Here is a 13,526-nt window from a genome sequence, read left to right on the forward strand (position 1 = left end):
CTTGGTCAGATTTAAAGGGTAATTGTAAATAAAAATGGATTTATTACTTTAGACGTACTGTTTTTCTCTGTTTTGGGTATAATGCGAGACAGATTAGTTGAGGATTTATCAATGACTGAACAAGCACGCGATACCGAAGCGTTAATTCGTGACCAAATTGCCAAGCACGCAGTACTTCTTTATATGAAAGGCACACCACAATTTCCACAATGTGGTTTTTCTGCACGTGCGGTAGAAGCACTCAGTCAAATTGGTCGTCCATTTGCTTATGTTAATATTCTGGAAAACCCAGATATTCGTGCAACTCTGCCACAAATTGCGAACTGGCCGACATTCCCACAACTTTGGATCAATGGTGAATTGATCGGTGGTAGTGACATCATGCTAGAAATGTTCCAAAAAGGTGAGTTACAGCCTTTAGTAGAACAATACAGCCCAGCACCTGAAGCTTAATCTTTAGATTAAACTGATAGATGTAAAAAAGCGCTTCCGAAAGAAGCGCTTTTTTTATGGGTGAATAGTGAGATAGGGGGGCAGAATTAATCTTCTGCCTGATCCTCAGATTTTTCCAGTTCTTTTGATTCAGCAACCAAGGCCTCAGCTAAGGTATCTGGATCGGTCTGAACTTCCTTTATAGGCGCCTTATCTTTCTTCTTTTTCTTCTTTTTTTTCTTTTTCTTAGGTTCTTCCTCAAACTCGGCACCATCTTCAATGGCTTGCCAGTACTCGAGTTGTTCCATCACAGCAGCAAAGATCGAGTTTTTGCTATAACGGCCTTTCTTGTCCATAGTCCCGACCGGACGTGCCATCAGGATTTCCAAAGCCTGCGCGATATTATCAATGGCATGAATATGGAACTGACCTTCTTCGACTGCAGCAATGACATCTTTGCGTAACATCAGATGCTGCATGTTTTGTCGTGGAATAATCACACCCTGTTTACCTGTCAGGCCTTGCAACTTACAGGCATCGAAGAAACCTTCAATTTTCGCATTAACTCCACCAATCGGTTGTACCTGACCGAGTTGGTTCATGGAACCAGTAATTGCCCAGGACTGGTCGATCGGTAACTGGCTAATCGCAGAAATAAGCGCTGAAAGTTCAGCCACTGTCGCGCTGTCACCATCCACCTGACCATAACTTTGTTCGAAAGCCAAAGCGGCAGAGAAGTGCAGAGTCTGTTCACGACCAAAATGGGCTTTCAGGAAAGAGGCCATCAGTAACACGCCTTTGGCATGTAAAGAGCCGCCAAGTTCTACGCTACGTTCAATATCCAGAATATCGCCACCACCCTGATATACAGAAGCAGTTAAGCGTGAAGGCAGACCAAATTCAACATCTGCATAATGAATCACAGATAGCGCATTGATTTGGCCTAGACGATGACCGCGAGTTTCAATCAGTTGAGTGCCACGGGTCAGATCTTGCCAGAATAGCTCACGTAAATAGCCTAAGCGATATTTACGATGATCCAGTGCGGTATTGATATGCTTTTCTGACACCATCTTATCACCCGCTTCGAATGCATGATGATGCGCTTCACGAATCAGGTCGCCCAGCGTTAATGCATGTAGTGACAGGGAACTCTGATCTTCAGCCTGACGACTTGAGTCGGTCAGCAGAGCAGATAATGCAGAACGGTCAAATGGTAATAATTTATCTGATTGCACATAGTCAGCAATGAGCTGCATATAGGCTTGCTCATTTTCATCATTACGTTGCAAGGTATCGGTAAAATCAGCACGGATTTTAAAGATACTGCCTAGTTCTGGTTCAAGTTCCAGAATTTCATAATAAATTTCTGGCTCTGCCAGCAGCACCACTTTGATATTCAGCGGAATAGAAGCTGGTTCAATGGAAATGCTACCGGTGAGAGTCAGCATATGCTCTAAAGATGAAAGCTTGAGATGCCCAGATTTCAGGGCACGTTTCAGACCTTGCCATGCATATGGCTGTTCCAGTAATTGTTCAGCTTCAAGCATCAGGAAACCGCCATTGGCATTATGCAAGGAGCCGGGACGGATCAGTGTGAAATCTGTAGTAATCGTACCATTTTGGGTCAACTGTTCCACATGACCCAATAGATTGTAATGCGTCGGGAAATCTTCAAAAATAACGGGTGCACCGCTATTTGGCTTATGGGTGACAATCACATTGGCCTGGAAGCGCGCTGGTACGCGGCTAAACTGGGCAGGGGTAAAATCGTCTTCTTCCTGTTCCAGTACAATTTCAACATTATTAATAATGTCTTCAGCATATTGCTTCAGATATTGTTCCAGACCTTCGACATGCTTGAATTTAGTCAGCATCTGCTCAACGCGTGGCATGACTACCTGTTTAGCGATATCACGGTTCAATACTTGAACACGGTCACGCGCATCATCTTCCAGATCACCCAAATGAAGTCCCAGGCGTTCCAGTTTCTTGTCCATGTAACGCATGTTAGAGGCGATTTCAGCACGATCTTTATTGCTTAAAGCATTCAGATCTTCCTGAGACATTTCCTGTACTTTGTCATCTTTTAAATGAATTGGCACAAAACAATGCTCATCATTACGAGAAATCAGTTTCAGATCGAGCTCTTCACCTTCACGGGTCAGTTCAATCAGTGCGAGTTGCTGTTCATCCCCCGTTTCCTGACGAATCATTTCAATCCGGTTGTGATAGCTTTCCGCAGTAAAACGGCGCTCCATCTGTTTTAGAATGGATTGCCAGCTTTGGTGCAGCATCGCCTGAAACTTGGGTCCCTGACCGGCTGGAAATTCCAGTGCGATAGGCTGACGAGGATTCTGAAAATTATTGACGTAGACCCAGTCATTTGGCGTTTGCATGGTTTTGGCATGTTGCTGCAGCAAACGCTTTACCATGGTGCGTTTGCCGAGTCCTGCCGTACCCACGGCAAAAATGTTATAGCCTGAATATGGCAGGGCAATACCGGCTTCAACCGAAGCGCGGGCACGATCCTGACCTAAAAAATTATTTAAAGGCTTGATACGCTTGGTCGATGCCGGGATTTTATCCGGATCTGCAATACGCGTCAGTTGTGCCGGTTTCAGGCATGTCTTTTCAAGGGTTGGTGTAATTTCGCTTTGTTCAAAGGCTGAGATAAGTAGGTCGGAGCTGATGTTTTGTTGAGATATAGTTGTATTACTTGAAATTGAAGAATGAATTTGATCGAGTCTCTGAGTCACTGTTGAAAGTCCAAAACGAAATATGACGTGGATAAGGTTTAAGGTATACAGATTTACTTGAAAAATTCAAGCCAACATGTCAGTTTTGCCACAAAATAAAAAATCGGGCATGCGAGAAATATATAAATTTTGTTGAAAGATACGTTATTAAAGGATTGAATAGCAGCAATTGGTTTTCGTGGAAAATAACAAGGCAATGACAACACAAACGACGGGTTGGAAATCCGCATTTACAGCATTTCTGGATCGACGTGCCCTGATCATGCTGTTTCTCGGATTTTCAGCCGGTGTCCCGATTCTTTTGATTTTTTCCAGTTTGTCTTTATGGCTCGGTGAAGCCGGAATCAGTAAAAGTGCGGTGACTTTTTTCAGCTGGGCTGCACTGGGCTATTCATTCAAGTTCGTCTGGGCGCCACTGATCGATGAATTACCTGTCCCGTTTCTGACCAAAGCTTTGGGTCGCCGGCGCGCCTGGCTGCTGATTGCCCAGATTCTAATCGTGACTGCAATTTCAATTATGGCTTTTTCAGATCCGGCATTGGGGCAGGCACATTTACAGCAGATGGCATTGGGTGCAGTCTTGCTTGGGTTTTCGGCGGCAACGCAGGATATTGTCATTGACGCTTACCGTATTGAGCTGGCCGAAACCCAGATGCAGACCGTCCTGGCATCGACCTATAATGCGGGTTACCGGATCGGGATGATTGTGGCTGGCGCTGGAGCTCTGTTTCTGGCGGCATATTTAGGTACAGCCAAAGGCAACTATATCTATGATGCCTGGAAATGGACTTATCTGGCGATGGCGGCGGTTATGCTGGTTGGGATTATCACCACATTGGTCATCCGTGAGCCTCAAGTGGATCGAGTACGTAAAGATTATCAGCGCAGTGATTATTTCCGTCTCGTCGGCGTGTTTTTTGTGGCAGTTATCAGCTTTGTTCTGAGTTATGTCTATTCCGGTGACTTGGTATCGAGTATCACTGAACAATGGACGATTCAGGATACTTTTGCCTTGTTCTGTTTTGAGGCTTTACGCTTTATCGGTTCAGGTGCTGTCGCTTTCGGTGTGGGTACGATTCTGGTCAAAATGGGTGCTGTGAATAAACAGATGGCATTCGAGACCTGGGTGAATCCCGTAGCAGATTTCTTTGATCGTTATGGCTTAAAGCTGGCTTTGGTGTTGTTATTGCTGATCGGTTTCTATCGGGTCTCCGATATTATTGCCGGTGTGATTTCCAATGTGTTCTATCAGGATTTAAATTTTAGCAAGGAGCAGATTGCTGAAGCTGTGAAAGTGTATGGGGTAATTTTCTCCCTGCTTGGCGGTTTTTTAGGTGGCTTGCTGGCTCAGAAAATGAACATCATGAAACTGATGTTTGTAGGCGCGATTTTGGCCTGTTCAACCAATCTGATTTTTATTGGCTTAGTGAAGTCTGGTGAAAAGCTGGGGCAGGTCGAAGTTCAGGTAGGTCAGCAAACCTTTCGAGCAGATACAGATGAAGTCGGTTACTGGAAACTGAATGTACCCACTACTGCTTTTAAAGAGGCCGAACAGATTCAGGTTCGTGCACATTATCTGAATCATCCGGCAGATGCAGTACAAGTCAACCTGCCTTATCTGCAACAGAATGCTTCGCAAGCAGCACAATTACAGCTTCTGCCTGTTACCACAGATAACCTGATCAGTGCCAATGAGCAGGAGAATAGCATCGTGGTTCGCGGTCAGTATCTAGGGCCGGATTTAACTGCAGAGCAAAAAATTGTATTAGAGCTGAATGGCGATAAATTCGATGCCAAGCTGGATGAAGAGCGTGTCTTTAGTGCTGCTATTCCTGCCGAGAAACTGATTACTGCACCTGTGAAGCGAATCAATGCAAGCTTAATGCAGCAGGAGCAGCCAATAGTGACCCAGCAGCATTCATATGCTGTGGACTTGTCGCAGACTCAGGCCAATCCGATGGATATTGATATTCAGCCGATTACAATTGGAACAGGCGAGAATGTTGAAATTCAAGGTAAAGTGATTAAACCGTATAGTTCATGGTGGCTATATTTTGCAATTATTGTCGATAATCTGGCCGCAGGTCTCGCAGGCGCTGCTTTTATTGCCTTCCTGTCCAGTCTGACCAGTGTGTCCTTTACCGCTGTTCAGTATGCTATTTTTAGCTCACTCATGACCTTGACTCCTAAGATTTTAGGTGGATATTCGGGTACTATAGTGACCAATATCGGTTATCCGAATTTCTTCCTGATGACCACTTTAATCGGGATTCCAATCCTGATTCTGGTCGTTTGGGTGGCAAAATTGCTCGGTGAACACCAAAAACAATCTGTAAATAAGGATGATTAATATGCGCATGCTGCATACCATGTTACGTGTAGGCAATCTGGAACAATCACTCAAGTTCTATACTGAAGTTCTTGGTATGACTTTACTTCGTAAGCGTGATTATGAAGAAGGTCGTTTTACCTTGGCTTTTGTGGGTTATGGCGATGAGGAAAATCACACTGTGCTTGAACTGACCCATAACTGGGATACAGAAAGCTATGACCTAGGCAATGGCTACGGTCATATTGCGATTGCGGTAGATGATGCTTATAAAGCTTGTGAAGAAATCAAAGCACGTGGTGGCAATGTCGTTCGTGAAGCTGGCCCAATGAAAGGCGGTGTCACTGTCATTGCATTTGTGGAAGATCCAGACGGCTATAAAATCGAGCTAATCCAGCAAGACAACAACGCACGTAATAACTAAGTGTTATAAAGCGATATATGTGAAATGTATTCATGTATGGATGAAAATATTACATCAATCTGAATGCATAACATGGACCCGGCATCTGTTAAGATAGCCGGGTATTTTTTATCGAATAATAAAATTTTGAGGGAAGGACATCAGATGCTTAAACTGCTGGCATTGGACCGCTTTACGATCTTGCTCTTTGTTATGGTGTTACTGGCCAGTGTATTGCCAGTGTCAGGGCAGGCAGCTGAAGTCTTTAGCTGGATCACCACAGCAGCCATCGCGATCCTGTTTTTCCTACATGGTGCCAAGCTTTCGCGTGAAGCCGTAATTGAAGGCTTGATGCACTGGAAATTACACACTTTGGTCTTTGCGTTGACCTTTGCACTCTTTCCAATTCTAGGTTTGCTGGCAAAGCCAATATTATTGCCAATGCTGGGGCAGGAATTATATTGGGGATTCCTGTTTATGTGCTTCTTGCCATCAACCGTACAGTCTTCGATCGCCTTTACCTCAGTGGCTCAAGGAAATATTGCTGGTGCGATCTGTAGTGCTTCATTTTCCAATATTATCGGGATGTTCATTACCCCGATGCTGGTGGCATTCTTTATTCTTGGACAATCCCAGCACGGTTTCGATCCGACGGTATCGATCCTGCAGATTACACTGCTGTTATTGGTGCCTTTTATTTTAGGTCAGTTACTACGTCCCTGGATCTTCCCAAAAATGCAAAAAATGCCGAAGATCGTCAAGGTATTCGATCAGGGCTCAATTCTGATGGTGGTTTATGGGGCATTTAGCAGTGCGGTGGTGGCTGGACTTTGGCGTGAAGTCAGCTTAAGTACTTTGCTCTTGCTGCTGCTGGCATGTTCGGTTTTATTGACCATCGTAATGCTATTGTCGCTATTTATTCCACGCTGGTTAGGCTTTAATCGTGCCGACCAAAAAACGGTGTTCTTCTGTGGTTCTAAAAAAACGCTGGCCAGTGGTGTACCGATGGCACAGATTCTGTTTATTGGTCAGCCACTTGGTATGATAGTTTTACCGATTATGATTTTCCATCAAATCCAGCTTATGGCCTGCGGTGTGATTGCGAATCTCTGGGCCAAACAGGCGGTACATACAGAAGAATAATTCGCTTATTGCTTTTGTTTGCCGTATAATACTGCCCAACTTGTTGTGCTTAGCTCTGACGGTATCCGTCTCGGTGGGCCAAAAGAATGGTCTGTTGTGGTGTTGATCTGCCTGAATCCTGTTTCTGGCCCTTCCTCAATATTTGAGAGTGATCAATTGCGATGACAGCAAAACCTTCTTTCATCTTAATGGAGTAATCGACGATGCGCGCCGATATTCACCCAAAATACGAAAAACTAGTTGCTACTTGTTCATGTGGTAACGTAATCGAAACTCGTTCAGCTGTTGGTAAAGAAACTCTTTACCTAGACGTATGCTCAGCTTGCCACCCATTCTACACTGGTAAGCAAAAGAACGTTGACACTGGCGGCCGTATCGACAAGTTCAAACAACGTTTTGCTGGTATGTCACGTTCTGTTAAACGTTAATACCCAAAATGAAAAAACGGGCTTTATGCCCGTTTTTTTGTGCCTGCAATTTAGAAAATCATTTCACGTTTCTAGATTGAAAGGCGAGTACAAGACCTTAGTGGTCTTGTACATCAATCAGATGATCCAGTTTTTTCTGGAAATAATCACCCTGAATAAAGCGGGCATCGACGTTCCAGGCATTCGCAAATAAGGTCATGTCATTCAGTTCACGAATCATGATATTCACTGGTTTGATTTCATTGTACGTGGTGATTTTTTCCTGTAACTGTTCAATTTCAGCATCATTGTTCAGCATCTTGGTCAGTTTGCTATCCAGGCTCAGACCATTAATATCGAACTCACGTAGCAGGGTTTCACTATACATAGAGTGACCAAAGTTACGAATCGCAATCCGCGCGCCATGTTCACGTAAAGTACGTAGATATTTCTGCGCATCCTGCTGGTTCATCAGGATATCCTCTTCAGAGAACTGTAAAGTTAAAGGATGCTCGACTTTACTGCGAATAATGGTAATCAGTTTGGAAATAAATTCAGGGAAAGTACGGTCTTTAAATAGCACCGCACGGTTCAGGTTCACGATTAAACGGGCATCCGGATACTGGGTAATAAAGTTGTGCAACTGCTTGCTTGATTCAACCAGAATCCAACGATCCAGTTTAATAGACAATTCATCATCTTCATTAAGTTCCATCAAGGAAGAAATATCCTGCCATTTATTTTCAAAGATAAAGCCACTAGTCACCTCATACATATAGAGGTTGGTATCTTCTTTATCATAGAGCTGTTGATATTTCAGATGAATTTCACCACGTTCCAGACATTCACGCAGTGCTTTTAATACTGGAGAGGTTGTGAGTGGTACAGTGCTGACTGCCGGACTGACCGGTATGGACTCAGACGCTGGAATAACGGGTTCTGAAACCGTGAAGTCAATGCTCGGCATTGAAATCGATTCCTGAGTCGTTGCAGGAATATCCAGAACAAATTCAGACGTTTTTTGTGCTTGTGGTAAAGGAGTAGAGAAGGCCCGACCGACTAATTCATTACAATGGCTTTCATCACGCAACTCACCGTCAAGCAGGGTATAACCGATGCGTAGATTGAGCGGATAAGTTTGCTGATTCACTGTAATAAGCTGTGGTTTGGTCAATGAACCTAACCCAACAAGTTTGGATTCCAGAATGTCTTGCGCATCTGCCTGAATGATCCCCACCAGAACATCATGTTCCAGTTTAAAGAGTGGAATACGAACCTGCTCTTTTAGAAATTTCTTAACTTCATGGAAATAACCTATGTAGGTCGCCCAATCACCATTCAGGACTTGCGGCTCATACGCAGCAAAGGAGAACGTGATCAATGCATTGGCTTTGGCCGGTTCACGATTGAGTTCACGCTTAAGTGACTGTAAGGTATTTGGCTTGTTTGCAACTTTTTCAGAAGAGGCACTCGCCTGATTAGTCGCTGTATCAATCGTGATTTGAAGTGCATCTTCTTCAGCGCTAGATGCCAGAAATTCCAGTTTTAGCGGGTTGGCAGCAGCCACATTTGGATTCGAAGAAGTAATATCAAAACGGCCTAAATCAAACTGACCCTGAGAAATCTTTTTAAAGCGGGATTTAAAATCATTTAAATCTTGCGGCTGTAATAGGTCTAAAAGTGGCAGACCGATAATATCGTCCTCGCTTTTGAGTCCAAACAATTTGAGATAATCGGCATTGGCCTGAATATGGATGCCTTCCTGAATGGTTGCGACTGCACGGTTACTATCTTCTACCAGTGATTGTGCCTGGCTTTGTGCAGTTTCCAGTTCTTCCATTAAATGGCGCTGGGCTTGCATGGTACGGCTAAAGGAAAGGGCACGCACCAGATTCAGGAAGAAGCGGTCTGGATAATCCAGATTCAGAATGTCAAAAATGCCTTTACGGATATATTGGGCATATTGTTCAGCCTGATAATCTTCCGGCTTTAACAAAAGAATAGGAAGATCAGGTTGCTGCGAAAGTTGAACCAGACTTAAGGCCTGTTCATATTTCAGATCATAAGCACGACCAAAAATAATCAGGTCCCAGTTAAAGTTTAACTGTTTTTCAAAAGATTGCAGATCATCAAGCAGAACGGCGTCGACCTGATATTCATTACTGGTTAAGAGATCACGGATTTGGTTATATCTAATTTGATTATCATCAATGATCAGTAAACGTGTTTCAGTACGTTTTAACTTTTTAGACAATAATGGATTTCTCACTTCAATGCTTCCCATAAATCGTGATTTCTAGTTTCATTCAATTGCTTATGTATAAAGTTTTCGATGACATCTTCTTCTTGATCATTTAATAATTCATAGTCAAAACGGATAAAACTTTGTGTAATGAGCTGTGCCTTGGTCAGGTAGATTCTGAGTTCTTTTTGGCCAAGACGTAAATGAATGGTCTGTTTTTCCCTAAACATTTGTGAGCCAGAGACAATAATACTGGTTGAGACCTGATCGAGTTGGGTCATCTGTACCAGAATAGCTGGCTGATAATTGATACTATGTTTGTCGGTACGGGCATAGACTGCGCAAGGGAACAGTTCCTGTGCGAGAATTTCCAGGCCAATTTCCAGACTTTTATCTGCTGACTGTTTGATCCAGCGAATGACTCCGCCACGCCACTGGCTTTGAGATTTTTCCTGAACCAGAATAAATTCACCAGTTTTCAGATTGGCAGGCGTGATACCTGACCATTTAATCCGGTAACCATTGACACTGATATCGAGAACTTCAGCGGTATGAATCTGTTTGGCTTCGCGATCGAGCGCCTTGATACTGCTGAATCCGCTTGGAACGGCATTATGCATTGAGCTGACAAAACTGCTTTCGCTCTGGAAACCATAATTACCTTCCAGTTCCAGCGTTTCATTAAAGTTTTTACCCTTAGACAGATAAAAATGCGCCACCGTTAAGCCAAAGCAGATATTGATCTGTGCGGAATATTCATAACGTTCATGACGGCGTTCGACATTATTCGAAAGCAGGTTATAGATATGAAAATGCAGGGCAGGTGTCAGGAACAGCTTTTCATTACGTGACAGATACTGGGCATTTTTGCTTTGAGTGCCGGTCAGGTGTTCCATCAGGTTTTGTGTCGAAATATAGAAACTTGGCTGGAAATGCTGACCCTGATGAGAATTCAGTAAAGGTGGATGATCTTTGCTGGCATCAACCACATAACGTGACAGTGTGGTTTCTTTTGGCAGAATCTGAACCAGTTTCGCCCAGTCCGCACTGCATAAATATAATCCCTGAATCTCAGCTGGGCGGATCTGATGAGTATTGAAAATATCCAGCAAAATCAGTCGTGCATAGGCTTGGGTAATATTCTGGATTTCGTGCTGGGTGCCAAGAACCTGATTGATGTTGGTCTGATAGAAATTATTTTCCATCGCACATTCCAGCAACTGATGTGCTGCCAACCACTGACCGGCGCCAGGTGTGCTATACAGCATATGCTGTTGATAGAGCAGGAGACTTAACTGTTGCAGGCCATAGTAAATAGACACCATCCGGGCACTTTGCAGGCTTTTCTTTTTGCCCAAGGAAAATAGTGAAAACTTTTGATGATTCAGCTGATGATTACAGCGTTTGGCAATATCTATATAGATTTTGGCAAAATAGCTGCGTAACAGCATAGCCAGCTCAATAATCTGGTCATTGCGATCTGTCGTGATCAGACCCTGATTGACGAAATGTTTCTCAAGACTGGCCAAAACATTTTCAAGGGTAGGGTGCAATACCTGAATCAGGTCAAAACGCAAGGTTTCCGCACATTTCAGTTCGGAAATTTCCAGTAAAGCACTGAACAGAGACTTGGATGAATTCCCCAATTGCAGGATTGAAATTCCTGCGACCCATTCCTGCAATGCTTTGGCATTTGTGGGACAAAAACTTAGCTGTTCTATGGTGAGTTCAGCCGTTGTCTGAAAAATGTCTGCAGTATGCTTACTCATCTTTATTATTTAACTCAAAAATGTTGAAACCCCAAAAAGCGGTGTCTTATTCTTCTCGCCCGCTATTTCTCGAACTAGTTTAGGAACCAGATACCCCGGTAGGTTCGCTAAAACTTCTGTATAAATCTCATTGATGTGCTCAGCAGGTAAATCAAAATGATGCGCACCTTTTACTTTATCAAGTACATGTAAATAATAGGGCATCACGCCAGCATCAAACAAGCGATAGCTTAAATCAATCAAAACTTGAGCAGAATCATTAACCCCTTTTAATAAAACTGCTTGATTGAGTACCGTGATCTGATGCTGAACCAGCTGATTAAGCTGCTTACAGGTCAGGTCATCCAGCTCTGATGCATGGTTCGAGTGTACCACTAGAATAATACGTAGCCTACTGTTTTTTAACATGCTTAGTAGCTCTTCGTCGATCCGGTTTGGGATCACAATAGGAACTCGTGAATGTATTCTTAAAAATTTGAGATGTGGTACCGATTCTAGTCGTTCAATCCAGGTTTTTAATTTTCGGTTAGATAAGGTCAGTGGATCGCCGCCGCTTAGAATTACTTCATTAATATCTGGCTGGCTTTCCAGATATTGTTTGATATTGATCCAGTCCTCATTTTTAGGCAGGTTTTCCTGATAGGGGAAATGGCGTCGGAAACAGTAACGACAGTGGACTGCACAGGCACCGGTCAAGGTCAGTAGAAAACGTGACTTATATTTATGTAGAACACCAGGCTGCTGGTTGGCCTGTTCTTCACCTAGGGGATCGGTGACAAATCCCGGATGGTCTTCCAGTTCCAGATGATGCGGTAACACTTGTAATAAAAGTGGATCTAAAGGATTGCCTGGCTGCATTCTGGAAACAAAAGCTCGCGGCACACGTAGTTTAAAGGCTTGAGAGGCCAGCAGAGCACCAGATAACAGCTGATCTGGAGAAAGCTGTAGAATTTGCAGTAATTCCTGTGGATCGGTGATCAGGTCGCTCAGTTGCGATTGCCAATTTGCTTCTTGATATAAATACTGTGTCATGCCGGAAGATCAAAAAAAGATGAAGGCGATAGCCAGAAGTGCGCAGTTTAGCAGTTTGTCTACAGATGGGAATGTGAAAGCTGGCTAAAATTTCTCTAAACACGATCAGTTTGCTATGGTATGCAAAAGCATAGAGACTTTTATGTGTTTGGAAGACTGGTTGTGCATCAGTATTGGAATAGCTGATGCTAAGTTAAGCAGTGTCAGCAAGTTAAAACCGATTTTTTCGTTGCGACTTGGTGTATTGCTCATTTAGAATACGCAACATTAAATGAATGTGCATGTGGCAACTCATGTTCGTGTCAGACTTGCTAAATGACATTGCAACAGCCCATAGCATCAATAGCTTAAAGTTAGTAAGTTTGGAGTGAGCCAATCATGGCCTATTATTCTACGAACGATTTCAAGTCTGGCCTGAAGGTTATGCTTGATGGTAACCCATGTTCAATCATGGAAAACGAATACGTTAAACCAGGTAAAGGCCAGGCGTTCAACCGCGTTAAATTACGTAACCTTCGCAGTGGTAAAGTTTTGGAAAAAACTTTTAAATCTGGTGATTCTCTAGAAGCTGCAGACATCGTAGAAGTGGAAATGGAATACTTGTACAACGATGGCGAAATGTGGAACTTCATGGATCCTGTAACCTTTGAACAGATCGCTGCTGATAAAACAGCAATGGGCGATGCTGCAAAATGGTTAAAAGACGATTCAAATGAAAAATGTACTATCATGTTATGGAATGGCGTACCTTTAACAGTAAGCCCACCAAACTTCGTAGTATTAAAAATCGTTGAAACTGATCCAGGCGTTCGTGGCGATACTTCTGGCGGTGGCGGTAAACCAGCGAAACTTGAAACAGGTGCAGTAGTACGTGTTCCATTATTCGTTCAGCAAGAAGAAAGCGTTCGCGTAGACACCCGTACTGGTGACTATTTAGAACGTGCATAATGGTCGGAAAATAGACTATTATCAAAGGGGATGACTAAAATCATCCCCTTTTTTTATGCCAA

10 protein-coding genes are annotated in these 13,526 nt (G+C 43.3%); 6 read left to right on the top strand and 4 right to left on the bottom strand.

From position 1 onward, the window contains the following. The first annotated feature begins 111 nt into the window (after window positions 1-111). The gene (gene grxD / locus FTV18_RS01940) at window positions 112-453 is read left to right on the top strand and encodes a Grx4 family monothiol glutaredoxin (RefSeq protein WP_034702064.1); all 342 of its coding nucleotides are present in this window, start codon (window positions 112-114) and stop codon (window positions 451-453) included. Window positions 454-539: 86 nt separating this feature from the next. On the opposite strand, the gene FTV18_RS01945 is transcribed toward grxD, so the two are convergent. Further along, a complete protein-coding gene (locus FTV18_RS01945) occupies window positions 540-3,191 on the bottom strand; it encodes an ATP-binding protein (protein ID WP_180016685.1) in 2,652 nt (883 codons plus the stop codon). Window positions 3,192-3,369: 178 nt separating this feature from the next. Here FTV18_RS01945 and FTV18_RS01950 point away from each other — a divergent pair, with 178 nt between their 5' ends. From FTV18_RS01950 to rpmE, 4 genes are all read left to right on the top strand, one after another. Then, window positions 3,370-5,541 (top strand): MFS transporter, encoded by a 2,172-nt coding sequence (locus FTV18_RS01950; protein WP_373686942.1) that lies wholly within the window; start codon window positions 3,370-3,372, stop codon window positions 5,539-5,541. Window position 5,542: 1 nt separating this feature from the next. Next, window positions 5,543-5,944, top strand: coding sequence for a lactoylglutathione lyase (gene gloA / locus FTV18_RS01955; protein WP_004782618.1), 402 nt, complete (start codon window positions 5,543-5,545; stop codon window positions 5,942-5,944). Window positions 5,945-6,088: 144 nt separating this feature from the next. Continuing rightward, window positions 6,089-7,066: a bile acid:sodium symporter family protein gene (locus tag FTV18_RS01960; RefSeq protein WP_180016683.1), complete on the top strand. Its 978-nt coding sequence runs from the start codon at window positions 6,089-6,091 to the stop codon at window positions 7,064-7,066. Between the two features lie 203 nt (window positions 7,067-7,269). Beyond that, window positions 7,270-7,494 (top strand): 50S ribosomal protein L31, encoded by a 225-nt coding sequence (rpmE, locus tag FTV18_RS01965; protein ID WP_004782616.1) that lies wholly within the window; start codon window positions 7,270-7,272, stop codon window positions 7,492-7,494. Between the two features lie 97 nt (window positions 7,495-7,591). On the opposite strand, the gene FTV18_RS01970 is transcribed toward rpmE, so the two are convergent. Genes FTV18_RS01970 through epmB form a run of 3 tightly spaced genes read right to left on the bottom strand, consistent with a single transcriptional unit; the run spans window position 7,592 to window position 12,516 of the window. After that, a complete protein-coding gene (locus FTV18_RS01970) occupies window positions 7,592-9,757 on the bottom strand; it encodes an EAL domain-containing protein (RefSeq protein WP_004782613.1) in 2,166 nt (721 codons plus the stop codon). After that, window positions 9,739-11,484, bottom strand: a complete 1,746-nt coding sequence (locus FTV18_RS01975) for a GTPase (protein ID WP_179992265.1) — start codon at window positions 11,482-11,484, stop codon at window positions 9,739-9,741. Before FTV18_RS01975 ends, FTV18_RS01970 begins: the two co-directional genes overlap by 19 nt. Before the next feature lie 9 nt (window positions 11,485-11,493). Continuing rightward, complete coding sequence (gene epmB / locus FTV18_RS01980) at window positions 11,494-12,516, bottom strand: EF-P beta-lysylation protein EpmB (RefSeq protein ID WP_004782609.1); 1,023 nt, start codon at window positions 12,514-12,516, stop codon at window positions 11,494-11,496. 378 nt (window positions 12,517-12,894) lie between these two features. Between epmB and efp the strand changes: the two genes are divergently transcribed. After that, complete coding sequence (efp, locus tag FTV18_RS01985) at window positions 12,895-13,464, top strand: elongation factor P (RefSeq protein WP_004782608.1); 570 nt, start codon at window positions 12,895-12,897, stop codon at window positions 13,462-13,464. Window positions 13,465-13,526: the final 62 nt, after the last annotated feature.

Source organism: Acinetobacter sp. YH12241 (genome assembly GCF_013417535.1).
Lineage (GTDB): Bacteria > Pseudomonadota > Gammaproteobacteria > Pseudomonadales > Moraxellaceae > Acinetobacter.